This window comes from Marinomonas sargassi (assembly GCF_025716875.1).
GTDB lineage: Bacteria > Pseudomonadota > Gammaproteobacteria > Pseudomonadales > Marinomonadaceae > Marinomonas > Marinomonas sargassi.
Genome location: NZ_JAOVZB010000002.1, coordinates 92,712 through 109,258, shown reverse-complemented (window position 1 = coordinate 109,258; position 16,547 = coordinate 92,712). Strand labels below are relative to the sequence as shown.

General features: G+C 40.8%; 18 protein-coding genes. 11 read left to right on the top strand and 7 right to left on the bottom strand.

Annotated elements, in window-relative coordinates:
* Nucleotides 1-9: 9 nt before the first annotated feature.
* The 4 genes from OFY17_RS04990 (at nt 10) to OFY17_RS04975 (ending at nt 2,099) form a co-directional block, all read left to right on the top strand.
* Nucleotides 10-555, top strand: a complete 546-nt coding sequence (locus OFY17_RS04990; protein WP_263529621.1) for a GrpB family protein — start codon at nt 10-12, stop codon at nt 553-555.
* Nucleotides 556-581: 26 nt separating this feature from the next.
* Complete coding sequence (locus OFY17_RS04985) at nt 582-1,082, top strand: AAA family ATPase (RefSeq protein WP_263529620.1); 501 nt, start codon at nt 582-584, stop codon at nt 1,080-1,082.
* Between the two features lie 88 nt (nt 1,083-1,170).
* Nucleotides 1,171-1,650 carry an NADAR family protein gene (locus OFY17_RS04980; protein WP_263529619.1) on the top strand — a complete coding sequence of 160 codons (480 nt, stop codon included), beginning with the start codon at nt 1,171-1,173 and terminating at the stop codon, nt 1,648-1,650.
* 68 nt (nt 1,651-1,718) lie between these two features.
* Nucleotides 1,719-2,099 carry a GFA family protein gene (locus tag OFY17_RS04975; protein WP_263529618.1) on the top strand — a complete coding sequence of 127 codons (381 nt, stop codon included), beginning with the start codon at nt 1,719-1,721 and terminating at the stop codon, nt 2,097-2,099.
* Between the two features lie 60 nt (nt 2,100-2,159).
* Here the strand turns inward: OFY17_RS04975 and OFY17_RS04970 are convergent, their stop codons facing one another.
* Genes OFY17_RS04970 through OFY17_RS04960 form a run of 3 tightly spaced genes read right to left on the bottom strand, consistent with a single transcriptional unit; the run spans nt 2,160 to nt 4,565 of the window.
* Nucleotides 2,160-3,062, bottom strand: a complete 903-nt coding sequence (locus tag OFY17_RS04970; protein ID WP_263529617.1) for a patatin-like phospholipase family protein — start codon at nt 3,060-3,062, stop codon at nt 2,160-2,162.
* An 18-nt stretch (nt 3,063-3,080) separates the two neighbouring features.
* Nucleotides 3,081-3,563, bottom strand: a complete 483-nt coding sequence (locus OFY17_RS04965; RefSeq protein WP_263529616.1) for a hypothetical protein — start codon at nt 3,561-3,563, stop codon at nt 3,081-3,083.
* A gap of 51 nt (nt 3,564-3,614) precedes the next feature.
* The gene (locus OFY17_RS04960; RefSeq protein WP_263529615.1) at nt 3,615-4,565 is read right to left on the bottom strand and encodes an SDR family oxidoreductase; all 951 of its coding nucleotides are present in this window, start codon (nt 4,563-4,565) and stop codon (nt 3,615-3,617) included.
* A gap of 249 nt (nt 4,566-4,814) precedes the next feature.
* Here OFY17_RS04960 and OFY17_RS04955 point away from each other — a divergent pair, with 249 nt between their 5' ends.
* From OFY17_RS04955 to OFY17_RS04945, 3 genes are read left to right on the top strand one after another with little or no spacing between them, the layout of a single operon-like run.
* The gene (locus tag OFY17_RS04955) at nt 4,815-5,708 is read left to right on the top strand and encodes an AraC family transcriptional regulator (RefSeq protein WP_263529614.1); all 894 of its coding nucleotides are present in this window, start codon (nt 4,815-4,817) and stop codon (nt 5,706-5,708) included.
* 21 nt (nt 5,709-5,729) lie between these two features.
* Nucleotides 5,730-6,110, top strand: coding sequence for a DUF4345 family protein (locus OFY17_RS04950; RefSeq protein ID WP_263529613.1), 381 nt, complete (start codon nt 5,730-5,732; stop codon nt 6,108-6,110).
* Between the two features lie 2 nt (nt 6,111-6,112).
* Nucleotides 6,113-6,508, top strand: a complete 396-nt coding sequence (locus tag OFY17_RS04945; protein ID WP_263529612.1) for an ACT domain-containing protein — start codon at nt 6,113-6,115, stop codon at nt 6,506-6,508.
* Nucleotides 6,509-6,514: 6 nt separating this feature from the next.
* Here the strand turns inward: OFY17_RS04945 and OFY17_RS04940 are convergent, their stop codons facing one another.
* Nucleotides 6,515-8,320, bottom strand: a complete 1,806-nt coding sequence (locus OFY17_RS04940; protein ID WP_263529611.1) for a putative bifunctional diguanylate cyclase/phosphodiesterase — start codon at nt 8,318-8,320, stop codon at nt 6,515-6,517.
* Between the two features lie 406 nt (nt 8,321-8,726).
* Between OFY17_RS04940 and OFY17_RS04935 the strand changes: the two genes are divergently transcribed.
* From OFY17_RS04935 to OFY17_RS04925, 3 genes are all read left to right on the top strand, one after another.
* Entirely contained in the window at nt 8,727-9,614 is an 888-nt protein-coding gene (locus tag OFY17_RS04935; protein ID WP_263529610.1) for an AEC family transporter, read from the top strand.
* 69 nt (nt 9,615-9,683) lie between these two features.
* Nucleotides 9,684-10,112, top strand: coding sequence for an HIT family protein (locus OFY17_RS04930; RefSeq protein WP_263529609.1), 429 nt, complete (start codon nt 9,684-9,686; stop codon nt 10,110-10,112).
* 39 nt (nt 10,113-10,151) lie between these two features.
* Nucleotides 10,152-10,733 (top strand): TetR/AcrR family transcriptional regulator, encoded by a 582-nt coding sequence (locus OFY17_RS04925; RefSeq protein ID WP_263529608.1) that lies wholly within the window; start codon nt 10,152-10,154, stop codon nt 10,731-10,733.
* A 68-nt stretch (nt 10,734-10,801) separates the two neighbouring features.
* Here the strand turns inward: OFY17_RS04925 and guaD are convergent, their stop codons facing one another.
* The 3 genes from guaD to dbpA form a co-directional block, all read right to left on the bottom strand.
* Nucleotides 10,802-12,103, bottom strand: coding sequence for a guanine deaminase (guaD, locus tag OFY17_RS04920; RefSeq protein ID WP_263529607.1), 1,302 nt, complete (start codon nt 12,101-12,103; stop codon nt 10,802-10,804).
* A 122-nt stretch (nt 12,104-12,225) separates the two neighbouring features.
* Nucleotides 12,226-12,600: a VanZ family protein gene (locus tag OFY17_RS04915; RefSeq protein WP_263529606.1), complete on the bottom strand. Its 375-nt coding sequence runs from the start codon at nt 12,598-12,600 to the stop codon at nt 12,226-12,228.
* A 5-nt stretch (nt 12,601-12,605) separates the two neighbouring features.
* Nucleotides 12,606-13,988, bottom strand: coding sequence for an ATP-dependent RNA helicase DbpA (dbpA, locus tag OFY17_RS04910; protein ID WP_263529605.1), 1,383 nt, complete (start codon nt 13,986-13,988; stop codon nt 12,606-12,608).
* A gap of 217 nt (nt 13,989-14,205) precedes the next feature.
* On the opposite strand from dbpA, the gene OFY17_RS04905 reads away from it, so the two are divergent.
* Nucleotides 14,206-16,527: a bifunctional diguanylate cyclase/phosphodiesterase gene (locus OFY17_RS04905; protein WP_263529604.1), complete on the top strand. Its 2,322-nt coding sequence runs from the start codon at nt 14,206-14,208 to the stop codon at nt 16,525-16,527.
* The last annotated feature ends 20 nt before the right edge of the window (nt 16,528-16,547 follow it).

The window sequence follows — 16,547 nt, the reverse complement described above, 5'->3', positions numbered from 1 at the left end:
GAGTTGTCAGTGATAGTAGAAGTGGTTCCTTATAGTCCACAGTGGCCAAGTCTTTTTGAATCGGAAAAGAAAGCGCTACTTTTGGGGCTGAAGAGTGTGGTCTCACAAGTGCATCACATTGGTAGCACTTCTGTGGTTGGACTTTCAGCTAAGCCCATTATTGACATCATCCTTGAAGTGCCCAGCCTTACAGAGCTTGATGCTAACTCGGAGGTTTTTCAAGGTTTGGGGTACGAGGTGATGGGGGAATTTGGCATCGAGAGGCGTAGGTATTATCGAAAAGGAGGGGATAATAGAACTCATCAGATACATGCGTTTGAAATTGATGATCCACATATCACTAGGCATATTGCTTTTAGGGACTATTTGATCGCTCATCCAGAGGTGATGTTGGCATATCAGGAACTTAAAGTTCGCCTAGCCCATGAATGTAATAATGATATAGATAAGTATTGTGATGGTAAGGATGACTTTGTTTTGCACCATGAGCAAAAAGCCATAGAGTGGGTAAACGCGTGCCTCTATACGAGCCAAATGAAGATGCCGATAAGGTGATACATAAATAGCGGGGTTAATTTAAGTTGGCAATTCTATATATTTTTTCAGGTCTCCCAGCTTCTGGCAAATCGACCTTGGCTAAGCTGCTTGCAAGTAAAACAAGTTCAATGTATGTGCGGGTAGATACTATTGAGCAGGCTCTAAAAGACCTTTGTGGATTGCAAGTCGAAGCTGAAGGGTACCAACTAAGTTACCGACTTATAGAAGAGAACTTAGCACTAGGTATAAGCTGCATTGCAGACTCATGTAATACTATTGCTTTATCACGGCATGAATGGCAAAGCGTTGCTGATAATCTTGGGGTGAAGTTCGTTAATATTGAAGTGTGTTGTTCAGATAAAAAAGAGCATGAAGATAGGGTGAGTAGTCGTAAAAGTGATATTAATAATTTGACTCTTCCTAATTGGCAGCAGGTACAAAACCGTCATTATGAACCATGGCAAACGGACATAATTACCATAGATACGGCGGGACAAACTATTCAAGCTTCCTTTGCTGAATTACTAGAAAAGTTGGCTAGGTGACTTTCTTCGAAATAAGCATGAAAGCCTTATAAAAATTAAGTTAGTCACTCTAATAGTGGTACTGACGAATACATATTAGGTAAAAGATATGTCGGAAGGAAATGTCGTGATAAATATGTTTCGTGATTCACCATGGCCCGGAAATATCTTATCTAACTTTGCCCAAACTCCCTTTGTTATTGATGATATTCATTGCGCGTGTTCTGAAGCTTTTATTCAGTCACTAAAACTACCTGACGCCAATGAGCAAAAGGTTTTTTGCGGACTACAGGGGCAAGATGCATGGGAGAAAGGCTCGAAGCTAACAGCTTCTATTTTTGTTTCTGGAAAAATTTGGTGGCGTGGAGTTTCGTATCCACTTCATTCTAAAATGCATTTTGACCTAGTGAAAAAAGGTTTGCTTGCTAAGTTTTCCCAATCAAAAGTGGCGCGAGACGCATTGTTAGCAACGGCTAATACGAGATTGATCCATGACTATGGGCAAAGCCCTAGCAAGCAGCAGTCATTGCCTGTGGATGTCTTTTGTCAAATGGTCACTGAAATAAGAGATGAGTTAAGAGCATCTTGAAACTCATAATTTTATTTCGTTAACCTCTTTCTATAAACTGTGACAGTGTTAACTTCATTGGAGGAAGTATGCGTCATTCGAAGAAATCAGTATGTCATTGCGGTTCAGTTGAACTTAAAATCAATTTTGATAATGGGCTGGAAAATATTCGACGTTGTGGCTGTTCCCTTTGTAGCCGCAAGGGTTATGTAATGGCGAGTGTTCCCACTAAAAACGTATCTATCATCAAAGGGGAAGAGCTCTTAACTTTATATCAGTTTGATTCTATGACGGCAGAGCATTACTTTTGTTGTAAATGCGGAGTTCATACTCATCATAAAAGACGCAGTAACCCGCAGCAATATGGAATCAATATAGCTTGTATTGAAGGGGTTAACCCACTGACGATTAAAGACATTCCTATTGGAAATGGCGGTTTAAACCTAGACTTTGACTATTTTAATAAATAGTCAAAGTCTGCCAAGAGAAGAGCCTTGAGATTGATAAGAAAGCTCCCTGCACAAGAAGGCCTAGTGCTCTCTCAATAGCGCTATTAACTCTGGCATTTTTGCCATCATAGCGTCGTATCCCGCCTGAATACCGGCTTCTTTTGAGCTTAAAATTCCACTGCCCTTTGGCTCATATGTAGGTCTTACCACAATGTCTGCGCTGTTAATTTCTTTTTCACTGTGCCTACAAGCGAGCAATCTAAAGGTAGCTAGCTGCATACCCAACGCCGTAATTTCCGCCGCGGGTTGATTACCACAATAGATATCGACACCAATAACAATGTCGGCTCCCATGGTTTTGGCATAATAAACAGGGACTACATTGAGAATGCCGCCATCGACTAAGAGGTTCTCTTTGTGTTCGACAGGAACAAAAGCCCCGGGAATAGAGGATGAGGTTTGAACGGCTTCGCCGGGATTGCCATCTGTTATGAGTACAGATTCAAGAGTTGTCATATTTGTAGCAGTAATGCCTACAGGGATCTCTAGCTCAGAGAGTTTCTGCTGGGAGATGGATTGGTTAATCCAATCCGCTAAGTTTTGACCATTTACCAAACCTTTTCGAGATAAAACGAAGTCCATTAAGTCAAATTCACTGAAGTCATTCATTATTTCTTCTAGTTCATGGTAAGGCTTGCCAGAAGCATACAGTGTTGCGGCAACAGATCCTGCAGAAGAGCCTGTTACTAGATCTGCTTTAATATTGTTTTCTTCCAGTGCTTTTATCACGCCTAGGTGCATGTAGCCCCTGATTCCGCCGCCACCAAAAGCGATAGCTAATGACTTAGTTTTTATTTGTTGGGGTTGCAGGTCAACTTCCTTTACCAACTCAAGCTCTTGATAGCTATTGCGCTGTGCGCAGCCCATAAGGGTTAACAATGAAAGCAAGGTCAATAAGATGGATAGCTTTTTCAGATTTAGCATTGGCGTTTTTCTCTATTCTTAGTAAAAATAATATCTGATACCTAGTGTGGTACTTGTGGCATATTCAGTATTTGGGGAGAGGATTAAGGTAGGCACAGCTTCCGCATACAATCCGATTGACGAAGTCATCCATTCAATGCCGATAGGGAAGCGTAATCCCCAATTCTCTTCATATACCTCTGAGCTATATTGATGGGTGTAGTTATCTGTATCTTGCACAAATAGACCACCAATACCCGCGTAAACAATGGGTTTTATGCGGGCTGCTGAGCTGGATAGGGGGCGATAAATATGGGCGTCTATGTACAACATATGGGATTTATCAAGATCGGAATATAAGCCTAAATCCATACTGAAATTTTGATAGTAAGCTTTGTCTGTATAGTGAAAATACTCATCATCGTAATTGGCTATCCCAGCGCCAAAATGGAGCGCAGCGTGCGCTCCTATTGGAAGTATGGATAAAGCAAGTAAGATTCTAGATAGCATATTTATCGACATGATAGCGCCCTTGTTGGTAGTGAATTGCATAGCTATTTCGGTATTGTTGGCTTATAAGGGCCAGCGTATGGAGGTTTCCTTTTCAGATAAAGTCCATAGTTTGCTCAACACACTTTCCTCAAGTACGAATGACTCAAGCTCACATTCGGCAACAGGCCCTGACCAATTCCACCTTCCTGATGGGCCGTAATAGGCTAGTTCTTTTAGGTTATCTTCTGTGGCGCACATAACTTCTGGATAAGAGCCCTGTTCTGCTGTTTGCACCATGCCAAGCTTGACCATTAAGGACCATGTGATTCTTGTCGGAATACTGGCTTTTTCATTGATTAACGAAGTGCTCGAAGCTCCAGGGTGGCACACATAGACTTTAGTGGTTTTATTGGCTGCTTTGATTTTTTTCTGCAGTTCGTAGGCGAACATCATTTGTGCTAGTTTACTGTGACAGTAGGTTTTGTTTGGGTGGTAGTTTTTGTCCCAGTTCATATCATCAAATTGCATGGTTCTTAGCCCCATTCTATGGCCTTCACTGGCGACCACAACAATACGCCCTTTTGACTCTTCTATTCGCTCAAACAGTAAGCCGCATAAAAGAAAGTGGCCGTAGTGGTTTACCCCTAACTGGCTTTCAAAACCGTCTACTGTAAATTCTTGCTTGGCGATTTGGGCTATAGCGCCGTTGCACATAAGAGCGTCTATTTGAGGGACGCTGGTTAATAGTTTCTCGGCTGCATTACTGACGGATGCAAGGTCTGATAAATCCATTTGAATAAAGCTGACATCTGCGCCATTACCAAACTCTTTTTTGAGTTTCGTTATAGCAACAGTGGATTTACTGGCATTGCGGTTAAGCATGATGACTTGTCCACCTCTAGATAAGAGCAGTCGAGATGCTTCAAATCCTGCACCCGTATTGGCGCCTGTGATGACGAAGGTTTTACCTGTAAGAGAGTTAAGGCGCTCTGGTGTCCAGCCTTGAGGGCCAAATGAGTTCGATGTTGTCATGTTTCGTTCCTATCGTTATTTATTACTGAGCTGGGATTACATGACGAAATAAAGAATTCTTATTTCGTCATGTAAATGCTCGATGGATATTGAGTAAAATTGTTTATTTTGTAAGCTGAATATTACTCTCAGTGATGTTTATAACTAGGCGATATACTCTCTAAAACATGCCTATTTGTATCACTTCGTTGAGGGAGCCGGTTTTTGCTGCTAGTTTGAATATGTGTGTTATGAAACTGAGTAAGGGAAATGAGCAAACAAGAAATTAAAAAGTTGATTGAAAGTAAAGTTGATGAAGATGGCATGGTGGGCATAGGAATTAAAGGTGTTTCTTTGTTTCGTGTAAGCAACTCCGTTCGTTGTGCACCTGCTGTCTATGAGCCTTGTATTGTCGCTATTGTTAGTGGCTCTAAGGAGGCGATATTAGATGCGCAGCATTATATTTATGACGAGCAGCAATACTTGTGTTGTTCCATGACAATGCCTGTCGAAGCGGGCACCCCTAATGCTTCACCTGATAACCCATTACTTGGGGTGATGGTCTCTTTAGATACAAAAGTAATGACTGAGTTGGCAATAGAAATGGCCTCAGGTGCTGGAAGCTCACAAAAACTAAGAACTCAAATGCCAAAACATCGTTCTATTTCTCAGGGCTTAACACTGTCCTCATGGGACGAGGGCTTTACGGATGCTTTATACCGCTTGTTGCAACTAGCGGAAAGCTCAGCAGATAGCTCTGTACTTGGCGATGGGCGTTTACGAGAGCTCTATTATGCGATCATGAAAGGAGGAGCTGGAGAGTCTGCGAGGAGGGCATTTGGAGTAGGCAATGAAATTGCTAGGTCGATTGAATATTTATCTTCACGTCTCGATGAAGGTGTCACTATTGAAGATATGGCTTTACAGGTTGGTATGAGTAGAGCGGCTCTACACAGAAAATTTAAAGAGGCGACTTCTATGTCTCCCATCCAATTTGTTAAAGCGATGCGCTTGAATACGGCTGCTATGAAAATAGCTGGTGGTGTGAATGTGAATGTTGCTGCGCAGGAGGTTGGCTATGTTAGCTCCTCTCAATTTAGTCGAGAGTTTAAACGTATGTATGGGCAATCGCCTAAAGAATGGCGAAATATAAAGAGCCATTGAAAGGTTAAAATGGGAGTTAGTATGATGGAAAGTACATGGATTTTTAAACTAGTGGGCGCGGTATTTATTCTTATTGGTCTTGTTTTAGCTGCAGCCCCAGAGCTAGTAAGTAACAAGCCCGTTCCTAGTGATATATTTAAGGCGGTAGAAAGACGAATATGGTGGGGGTTGTTTATTGGTATTGGCATATTACTACAGTTTCATTACCAGATATCACCTTGGCAGCTCACACTTTCGGCAACCCTTTCTTCACTTCTTGTTGGTTTATTGGTTGCTCGTCTTATTGGCATAGTATTAGATGGATCAGTGGCTAAACAGTGGTTGAATGTTGGGATTGAATTAATACTTTTAGTACCTTTAATATGGTGGTATTCGAAGATTAGTAACGAACTAGGAATTTGAACATGGCAGGTATTACAGAGTTGGATGAACTATTGAGCTCAATGAGCCCTAAGTTGTTGGACTCAGAATTTGTTTTTTGTTCTGTGTCGGGGGATCTAGCTGATTATATTAGGCTGGAGCCGGTAGCGACTTTTATGGAAACTGAAGGTTTAACACTGGTTCTAGAAAAGTCTAAGGCGGAGAAAGTTGGTTTGGTTTTTGATGGCGTATTTAAACAGATTACCTTAACCGTGCATTCCAGTTTAGAGGCTGTTGGTCTAACCGCCGCTGTAGCGAGCAAGTTAACCTCAAAGGGAATCAGCGCGAATGTAATTGCGGCTTATTATCATGACCATATTTTTATACAAGCTAATAAGGCAGAAGAAGCTTTATCTGCACTGCAAGAATTTAGTTGCTAGTTGAGGCTACTCTTCACCAATAAAACACTTATGCCAGTCTGCTAATTCTTTTGTTTTCATCGGCTTGCTAAAATAGAAGCCTTGTAGGCAACTTATGCCCATTTCTGAAAGTACCCGCGCTTGCTCATGAGTTTCTACTCCTTCAGCGACAACATGGTAACCCAATTCATTTGCCATATATTGCATGGCTTGAATAATTGGCTTTCCACCTTGCTCTATAGATTGAATAAAGCTCTTGTCTATTTTTACTATGTCGGCGGAAAGGGATTGAAGCAGAGCGAGGGACGAGAATCCTGTGCCAAAGTCATCAACGGAAATTTTAACCCCTAGAGATTGTAATGCTTGTATTTGTTCTAAGACGAAATTGATGTCTTCTGCAAATATGGATTCTGTAATTTCAAGATGTAGTTGTTGGGCTGGAAAGCCCGATTCTTGCAATGCGCTTTTCACTGTCGCTTTCAGTTCGCCGCGCATTATTTGTGCAACAGATACATTAACTGAAAGGGCAACAGATGAATCAAAATGCCAGTTTGCCGCGAGTTCACAAGCCTTGTGAAGAACCCAAGAGCCAATAGGGTGAATCATGCCGTGTTGCTCTGCGGCAGGAATAAACTCAACGGGAGATACTGATTTTCCATTTAAAGTCCAGCGTAATAAAGCCTCGCAAAAACTTACATTTCCAGTAGAGCTATTTATAACAGGCTGAAAGGCCATGTGCAGTTCGTTTCTTTCTATTGCTTTGGTCAGCCCTTCTTTTAGTTCTATGTGTCTTAGTAAGTTTTCTTGCATGTGTTGACTGAACACACAAACTTCAGACTTTGTAGTTTGTTTTTTTACATACATTGCTGTGTCAGCTAGCGCTATTAACTGTGTGCTGTCGGAACTGTGTTCTGGGTACATAGCAATACCAATAGTTGCACCAATGGACAGCTGGTTATGTTCAAGTTTGATAGGTTTAGATAATAATGTGATCAGCTGTTTACCAAACTCATATGCCTTATCTACATTCGTTCCTTCTAAAGCGATTAAAAACTCATCGCCTCCCCAGCGACTTAAGCTGTGACCTTTTGCCTGCGAGCATAGTCTTTGCGCTGTTTCTTGCAGAACAAAATCTCCAATTGAGTGATTATAAGTATCATTAATGGCTTTAAAACCATCTAAATCGACAAACAAAACGGCTAGTGGTTTGTTTTGAGATTCGCAGGATAGTATTAGTTCTTTAAGGTGATTGGAAAAAGCATTGCGATTATATAACCCTGTTAAGGGATCAATATTAGAAAGTTTGAGAATTTCTTCCGTTCTGCTTTTCACTTTTTCCTCAAGGTTTGAATTGATTTCAACTATTTCTTGGTTCTTAAGTGCCATTTGGGATAATAAGTCAGCGTGCTGATTTTTAATCAGAATAGACTCAGTGGTGAATTTATAAGAAGAGCGAGCTGAGAAAAATATAATGATGACAAAAAGAATTCCCAGCATACCTAAAATATTTTGATATCCAAAAGGGGCTAACAGACCCATTATAGAAGCCGGGGTAAGGAGTATGGCTGCAAAGCTGTAGGCAAGACCTCTGTTTGCTGAAAATATAGAAGCCCCACCCCCTGCCATTGCTGACATAATAGTCATGGTATACGAAAATTCAATTATCTCCATGGTGTAGAAGAAAATAACAAAGTAAGCACTAAATCCTATTGCGGTTGCATATCTTGTGGCTAGAAATCGGTATAGAGGGTAGCTGACGTCATAGTTTTTATCGTTTTGAGTACGCTTCCATAGCAACATATCCATGAAGCGTAATAAAAATATTACGCACATAGCTCCCAGCCAATATAGCTTTTCGTGTTGATAAGGATTATCAGGGAAACCGAAAACTAAGGCCAAACTTAATATTAAAGTAACGATTAAGCCGCCATTACTGTTGCCATGTAGCAAGCACAAAGCATCTTTATGTAGTCGTTGCGATTTTTTAGAAGGGAGAGTTACGATGTTATCTTTCCTCAACTCAATAAAATATAAAATAACGGTATTATAGATAAAGCTGTTTAATTTATATGCAAGAATAGAAATTAAATCTACAGGTATATAGTAGGTATGGTCAATACGACTATGGTATTTAAGCTTATTCAATATAATTGGGAGAGAATAGAATTTAAAGCTTGTAGTTGAATTACTTTGCTATGATGCTTGCTCTATTACATGTGACTTGGGCTTATTCGCTACAATGAATACTTCATCTTTATTTTTACAAATATTTAATACAGTGTTTCCTTTGGTCTGCATTGTTTTGGTAGCATTTTTTTACGCGCGAGTTCGGCCTACAGACATGTCCGTAGCCAACCGATTAAATGTGAGCGTATTTGTTCCTGCACTTATTTTTTCTGTGATGTCTTCTAAATCATTTCAAATATCTGAGTACGTCGACTTAATTGTAGCCGCAGCAGTCGTTGTTATAGGCTCTGGATTATTGGTCTGGCCATTATGTCGATATTTAAAGGTGCCTGTTAAAACCCTTGTGCCTCCTATGATGTTTAATAACAGCGGTAACCTTGGTATCCCGCTTATGGTGCTGGCCTTTGGTGAAGCTGCGCTACCCATTGCTGTGGTCTTATTTCTTACAGAAAATATTCTTCACTTTACGTTAGGCATGTATATGTTGAACCCTAGGTCTAATTTTCTAAATATTATGAAAATGCCAATGGTTGTAGCAACTTTTGTGGGTCTGGTGTGGAGCCTACAGGGTTGGAGTGTGGTTCCTGCAGTAAAGGTACCTATTGATATGCTAGGGCAAATTGCCATTCCTCTTATGTTGTTTGCATTAGGAGTGAGAATGACCAGTGTGGACTTCAGCCATTGGAAACTAGGTGTTGTAAGTGGTTTTCTAAGTCCGATTAGTGGCTTATTAGCCGCTTTAATTTGGCACTGGATAGTAGGAATCCCTGAGGACAGCTTGGGTTATGTATTGGTTTTTGCCTGCTTGCCACCTGCTGTATTGAATTACATAGTGGCAGAAATGCACCAGCAAGAACCTCATAAAGTAGCGTCAATGGTCTTAATTGGTAATCTAATGAGTATTGTTATTGTGCCCTGTGTTTTGTTTTATGTTCTCTAAAGCTAAGCACTCGATTGGCATTCGAGCTCTTAGGGTTAAATCTATATAAAAAGTTATTAGGTGATTGTTATGGTAAATACCACATTAGAAAAGTTTGGTTATCCAGATACTTTGATCAAAGAATATGACCATTGGATTGTACTGTTACGGAAAGAGCAAGTCACTATTGGCTCCTTGGTATTATGTGCCAAGTCGGATGTAACTGAATTTTCAGCTTTATCCCCAGAGGCATTTACTGAAATGAATGTGGCCATTAGTGATATTGAACGTACACTAAAACAGGCTTTTGATTACGATAAGATCAATTACTTGATGTTAATGATGGTTGACCCTCATGTACATTTTCATGTGTTTCCTCGGTATGCGGATAAGCGCGACGCTTGTAATTTAAGTATGATAGATGCAGGTTGGCCTGCAGCACCCAAATTGGTTGATGCTAAAGTGCTATCATCACAAGAAATGGATGAATTACGGCACCATATATTGCGCTTTTGGTAATTTTTTAAGTAGAGATAAAAAACATAATTAGAGGTATTCATGGCAAGAGGTAGACCCAGTAAAAAGGCGCATATTGTAGAGGTGGCATGTGGTCTATTTTCCAAACAGGGGTATCAGAGTACCAGTATCGATCAAGTCGTTGCCGCAGCAGAAGTCTCTAAACCGACTGTTTATAGTAACTTCCCCACTAAACTTGTGCTCTGGGAGTCTGCTTTGACCTTGTTGACCCAAAGAGCTGAAACAGAAATGGAAGCTGAACTAATCAAATTACAGCAGGATGAGGATCAAGGTTTTTTCTCTGGTTGGGTGAGTCTTTGGGAGTTATGGGTTAGCAAGCAAGAGCGATTGGCCGTTTATAGAGTATTTATGGGTGAGCAACATAAGATGGAGGCATCCAGTTATCTGTTGCTGTCGAAATTTGAATCTGTCATGACATCCGTTTTGCAAAACTGGTTAAAGGAATGGGATGTCGCGCAGGAGAGGCTTTTCGTACTAAAAGCAGTGACTAAAGAATGTTTATTAACACCCGCTCTATTAGGAAAGGAAACGCAGCTTCAGTCTGAAATGAAGCTAGATGATTTACCCTTACTTCTTAGTGAGTTTATAAAGCTAAAAAAGTGATATTGTCAGTTATCAATTAATTTAAGAATAAAAAAGCAGCCTCTGTGGGGCTGCTTTTTTATTTCGACTCATCTTTTATGAACACATTTTCCTGCTGAGTAAGTCTCTGCAATGGCTCTGTCGTCACCTATGGTCATAAGAACAAATAGAGTTTCCTCGATATTTTTTGATTGGGCAAGGCGAGAGGTCAGCAGCGGAGTTGCTTTCTTATCTAAAATTACGAAATCTGCTTCGCTTCCCACAGCGAGGTTACCTATTTTATCTTCTAAACGCAGTGCTTTTGCCCCGCCCAATGTTGCTAAGTAGAAAGACTTAATTGGACTAAGGTTTTCATTTTGTAGCTGAATCACTTTATAAGCTTCGTTTAGGGTCTGGAGCATAGAGAAACTTGTGCCACCACCGACATCTGTTCCTAAACCTACGTTCACTTTATGTTCTTCAGCCTTTTTCAGATTGAATAAGCCACTGCCTATGAAAAGGTTTGAAGTGGGGCAGAAAGAAATAGCCGATCCAGTTTCATGGAGTCTATGGTACTCATGGTCACAAAGGTGAATGCCGTGGGCAAAGACAGAGCGCTCACTTAATAGTTTGTGCTGATCATAGACATCTAGATAGTTCTTACTTTGTGGAAATAAGCTTTGCACCCAAGCACATTCATCTTTGTTCTCAGACAAGTGGGTATGTAAGTAAACGTCGTCGTACTCACTTAGCAGTTTTCCTGCTAAGTGAAGTTGCTCATCGGAACTGGTGGGGGCAAAACGCGGCGTGATGGCATAATGTAAACGGTCTTTGTTATGCCATTGCTCAATGAGTGTCTTGCTCTCGTCGTAGCTGGTTTCTGGTGTGTCAGTCAGATAGTCTGGTGCATTTCGATCCATCATGACCTTGCCACAAATCATTCTTAGGTTATGGACTTCACAAGCTTCAAAGAATGCATCCACGGATACCTTATGAACTGTGCCGAATACTAGAGCAGTTGTGGTGCCATTGCGTAGTAACTCTTCCAAGAAGCGTTTGGCCACATCACTAGCATGGTTCTTATCACTAAATTTTCTTTCTTCGGGGAAGGTATAAGTATTGAGCCAAGTAAGAAGTTGCTCACCGTATGAGCCAATCATGTCTGTCTGCGGATAATGGATGTGAGTATCAATAAAGCCCGGCGTGATAATGCCGTCGGGATGATGCTCGATAATAATACTGTTAGGTAAGCTTGGTAGTAGTGTTTCCGCATCACCAATTACCTGTATTTTATCGCCTTCAACGATAAGTAGACCATCGTCAAAGTATTCATAGGCGGCTTCATTGCCAACTTCTTTTGGGTCCGCAATACAATGAATAATAGCCGCTCGCCATGCTTTTAATTGCTTCATCTTTTGTAACTATCCTGACTTTGGTAGTAAATATCTTTAATTAATAGAGAGTTATCTTTGAGTGTTTTACGCATAACTCTGACCGATTGGTTATACATTATCAGGTCTGTATCGTGTTTTCATTAAGAGGATGAGATTGATCTTGCAATTCGTAGATGAAAGAGTGTTTTGATTGTGACAGTACATAGGACTCCCAAGCTATTGGCAAAGAAATCGAGCCACTCCCCATATCGATTCACATAAGGTTGAATTAACTCAATTACACCGCCCCAAAGAGCGATGAAAGTTGCCATGATCAGGAATTGCCTGAAGGGACCAAAGGCACACATTAGAGCCCAACCACCAAAGCCAATAAGGTGGTGTAACTTGTCCGAACCAGGCGCAGGAGGGAGGTGTTCTATAGGGGTTAAAGTAGAAAGGCTTATAATGACGCCCCCTAACACAAATCCAATCCATTGAGCTTGCTTGGATGTTAATAAGATGAGAAGGGGAGCCATTTTGATTACCTTAGAATTCGGGTGCGAATATTTTTACCTTTGATTTTTTTATTTTGCAATTCTTTAACGACGGTTTTGGCCGTATCATTATCAACAGAAACATAGGCATGGAAATCAAATATGTCGATTTTTCCTACTTGGGACTTCTCTAGCCCAATACCAGCCGTTAAGGCACCTAAAATATCACCGGGGCGGAGCTTATTTTTACGACCAGCATCAAAGGCAATGGTCGTCTTTTTAGGCACTAGACGATAATGGGAAGAAGCCTCGTCAAGTTCGATAAAGTTTGCTGTTATATCAAAGCGCTCTTCAATATCCCTCACTTTATAGTCGTCTTTTGAGGTAACTAAATTTACTGCAATACCCGCCGCTCCCGCACGACCAGTTCGGCCAATACGATGTGTATGAACATCTGTGTCACGAGTAGTATCGTAGTTGACAACTAGGTCTATCTCTTTCACGTCGATACCGCGAGCAGCAACATCTGTAGCGACTAAAACACAGCTACTTTGGTTGCTAAACTTGACCAAAACTTGGTCGCGCTGCTTTTGTTCGAGGTCACCATTTATAGCTTGAGCTGCTACTTTGTTGTCTGAAAGGAAGTCCGCGACTATCTGCGACTCAGCCTTAGTATTACAGAAGACGATTGCTTGGCGGGGCTCAAAGTGTTGTAAAGCAGAAAGTAACGTTGCGCATTTTTCTTTGTTCTCACTACGCACGAAAAACTGTTCAATATTAGGTTTAAGGTCTTCTTGAGCTTCCACCTTGATATTCACAGGCTTCTTTTGAAACTCAGCACTTAAAGCTTCAATTGTATCTCCATAGGTGGCAGAGAATAGTAATGTTTGTCTGTTTTCAGGAGTCAGTTCAACCACTTCTCGAATACTGTCGACAAAGCCCATATCCAACATACGATCTGCTTCATCTAATACTAAAGTGCTTAATGCATTTAGGCGCAAGGTGCCTTTTCGAAGGTGTTCCATCAAGCGGCCGGGGGTGCCAACAACGATATGAGCGCCATGTTCAAGGGAGCCTATTTGTGGGCCAAAGGGCATGCCGCCACATAGGCTTAGAACCTTTATGTTGCTTTGAAATCGAGCCACTTTGCGAATTTCTTTAGAAACTTGGTCAGCTAATTCTCTTGTAGGGCACATGACCAAAGCCTGCACTCCAAAAAATCTAGGATTGACCTTCAACAATAAGCCAATGGCAAAGGCGAGTGTTTTGCCACTCCCTGTTTGAGCCTGTGCCAAAATGTCTTTGCCATCAATGATGACAGGTAAGCTTTGCTCTTGGACTGGGGTAAAGGTTGTGAACCCCATATCGGATAATAAAGAATTGAGCTTAGCGGGAAGTTGTTTTGTCAAAGGGTGATTAAATTGAGTCACAAAGAGCCTGTTTGAATAGAAGAAATAATGCGTGGATTGTAACAGAAATAAACATTAAATAGTGCGATAACCGTTCAGTATGTATAGGCTTTGTATTTTTTAAGTGTCTTTTTGGGTAAAGTTGGTAATTCAGCACTTACATTTAAATTCAATTCGTTAATTGAAGTGGTAATGCTGCCAGTTTGGTTGTGTATTTTAGAATATTAATGAGTGAGCAATGATTTCGCTAAAAAGTCGTGTAATGAATAAACGTGTACTTTATGTCGTCTCAGGCATCATTTTATTGTGTGGTGTTGCGACCAGTTTAACCATGTATTATGAAGAGACAAAACGCGTTTACTCCGCTCAAAATTTATCGGGCTCACATCTTGTTAATACACTGACGGCTAAATTGGATGAGCAGTCGGCAAATATTCTGTCTGTAGCTTCTTTAATAAAAACCAGCCATAACACTCTTACCCAAAGACAGTTTGAAAGCTTTATTCGTGGTTTAACAAACGTTGGCGATGTGGGGTTTTATTTCGCACAATATGTACCCCATAACCGTAAAACAGACTATGAAATGAATCAGCAGTTGGCTCTAGGTAATCCTGATTTTTTTATTAGCCCAGCTGGTGATCGGGAGGAGTATTTACCACTGACACTTGCTTACCCAAATCAGTTAGAACATGGCTATGATCTGCTGTATCCTCAATATAGTCATGCGGAGTCTGTTAGGCTTGCTAGAGATTCCTTTGATGTAACACTTTCTAAACCGTCTAGCATTGCTTTACCAGGGTGGGTAAAGCGCACCATAGCTGATACTTTTATTCTCAAGGCACCTGTTTATTTACCCTTTGATATAAGGCGAAATAAATTAACAGATAGAGTTGGCTTTCATGGCATTGTTGGTTCTTACTTTCGTATGGGAGCGTTGCTAGAGAGTATTTCCACGTTAAATGAGCGCCCCATATCTTACCGTATGGCGAATATCGAAGAGGATGGTGCGGTTAATTGGTTTCTGCAAACTGCGGAAGATTCCGTGTGGTCTAGCCGAAAATTTTTCTCGCATACCATGACTTACTCAGGCCGTCAGTATCGTGTTGATATGATTCATACTACGCCCGTAAAAGGTCTAATTAATTGGAGTGTGGTGATTACGCCTTTACTCTTCTTTGCACTGTTGGCTTGTATTTTAACTTTCTATGTACACAAACTGTCAACGGCCTACCACAGGGCTTTAGATGTAGTGAGAAAGAATATTGAAGAAGATGAGTTGACGGGCTTACATAGCCGCTACCGTATTCAGCAAATAATAGATAATCAGCTTAACGCCTGTAAGCAAGAAGAAAAGTGCCTTGCAGCACTAGTCGTTGATTTAGACGACTTTAGAAATATTAATGATGCCTTTGGTTACGACGTGGGCGATAAGTTATTAGCCTCTGTTGGACAGCGTTTGCTTTCTTTATTCTCTAATAGAGCTGAAATTGGTTATCTAGGTGAAGATGGCTTTTTAATACTTTTATCTCGCGATGATGTAAACGATTCTTCTCAGTTAGAGGCTCTTGTTCAAGATAGTATTAAGCAACTGGGGCAAAGTTATTTTGTTGCTGGACGAACCTTAAGTATAAGCTGCTCGGTTGGCGTTGCTTTGGCTCCTGAGTTTGGGCAGGATGCAGTGACATTGATGAAAAATGCTGATATGGCTGTATATCAGGCTAAATTTTTAGGTCGATCAAGCTATTATTTCTATAACGGTGAGATGGGCGAGCGTCTTGAGCGTAATAGACGTATTGAATCGCGTTTAAGGTATGCACTTAAGAAAGGGGAGTTTGAGCTTCACTTTCAACCCAAAGTAGACCTTACATCTGATGCATGTGTTGGCTTAGAAGCATTATTACGATGGAATGATTCGGAATTAGGTAGTGTTTCCCCAGCAGAGTTTGTGCCTATCGCTGAGCAGACAGGGATCATTGTGCCGTTAGGTGAATGGGTGTTTGAACAAACCTTTCGTCATATACTCGCATGGAAGGAGCAAGGTTTATCCGTTCCTCCTGTTGCAATTAACTGCTCAGCAGAGCAGTTAAAACGAGCCAACTTTTTACCACACTTACTCTCTTTGTTAGATGAATACAGAGTTGATCCTAGTTCATTGGAAATTGAGTTGACGGAGTCTATTTTAATTGAAGATCCTGAAGGCTGCGCAGAGGTGCTTCGCCACATAAGTCGCTTAGGTATTACCATTGCCTTAGATGACTTCGGTACAGGCTATTCTAGTATGAGTTACTTGAAAGATTTACCTTTTGATTCAGTCAAAATCGACCAAATTTTCATTCGTGAAATTATGCTAAATAAAAGTGATGCGGCGTTAACCAAGGCCATTATTAGTCTAAGTCATGATTTAGGAATGAAAGTTGTAGCTGAAGGCATAGATAACGAGGAACAACTGGTTTTGTTAAGGGAGTTCGGGTGTGATATTGGTCAAGGCTATTTATTTAGTAAGCCCATATCTTCTCAAGCTCTAGAGGTAGACCCTATGATAGTTGAGTTATCAAAATAAATGGATTTATCATTTTCTAT

What these genes read in the sequence shown, in the direction of transcription:
- OFY17_RS04955 (WP_263529614.1), top strand. Translation starts at nt 4,815, where the DNA reads ATGAGCAAACAAGAAATTAAAAAGTTGATTGAAAGTAAAGTTGATGAA.
- OFY17_RS04970 (WP_263529617.1), bottom strand. Translation starts at nt 3,062, where the DNA reads ATGCTAAATCTGAAAAAGCTATCCATCTTATTGACCTTGCTTTCATTG.
- OFY17_RS04975 (WP_263529618.1), top strand. Translation starts at nt 1,719, where the DNA reads ATGCGTCATTCGAAGAAATCAGTATGTCATTGCGGTTCAGTTGAACTT.
- OFY17_RS04930 (WP_263529609.1), top strand. Translation starts at nt 9,684, where the DNA reads ATGGTAAATACCACATTAGAAAAGTTTGGTTATCCAGATACTTTGATC.
- OFY17_RS04960 (WP_263529615.1), bottom strand. Translation starts at nt 4,565, where the DNA reads ATGACAACATCGAACTCATTTGGCCCTCAAGGCTGGACACCAGAGCGC.
- OFY17_RS04915 (WP_263529606.1), bottom strand. Translation starts at nt 12,600, where the DNA reads ATGGCTCCCCTTCTCATCTTATTAACATCCAAGCAAGCTCAATGGATT.
- OFY17_RS04980 (WP_263529619.1), top strand. Translation starts at nt 1,171, where the DNA reads ATGTCGGAAGGAAATGTCGTGATAAATATGTTTCGTGATTCACCATGG.
- OFY17_RS04940 (WP_263529611.1), bottom strand. Translation starts at nt 8,320, where the DNA reads ATGTGCGTAATATTTTTATTACGCTTCATGGATATGTTGCTATGGAAG.
- OFY17_RS04965 (WP_263529616.1), bottom strand. Translation starts at nt 3,563, where the DNA reads ATGTCGATAAATATGCTATCTAGAATCTTACTTGCTTTATCCATACTT.
- OFY17_RS04935 (WP_263529610.1), top strand. Translation starts at nt 8,727, where the DNA reads ATGAATACTTCATCTTTATTTTTACAAATATTTAATACAGTGTTTCCT.
- OFY17_RS04925 (WP_263529608.1), top strand. Translation starts at nt 10,152, where the DNA reads ATGGCAAGAGGTAGACCCAGTAAAAAGGCGCATATTGTAGAGGTGGCA.
- guaD (WP_263529607.1), bottom strand. Translation starts at nt 12,103, where the DNA reads ATGAAGCAATTAAAAGCATGGCGAGCGGCTATTATTCATTGTATTGCG.
- OFY17_RS04905 (WP_263529604.1), top strand. Translation starts at nt 14,206, where the DNA reads ATGATTTCGCTAAAAAGTCGTGTAATGAATAAACGTGTACTTTATGTC.
- OFY17_RS04950 (WP_263529613.1), top strand. Translation starts at nt 5,730, where the DNA reads ATGATGGAAAGTACATGGATTTTTAAACTAGTGGGCGCGGTATTTATT.
- OFY17_RS04945 (WP_263529612.1), top strand. Translation starts at nt 6,113, where the DNA reads ATGGCAGGTATTACAGAGTTGGATGAACTATTGAGCTCAATGAGCCCT.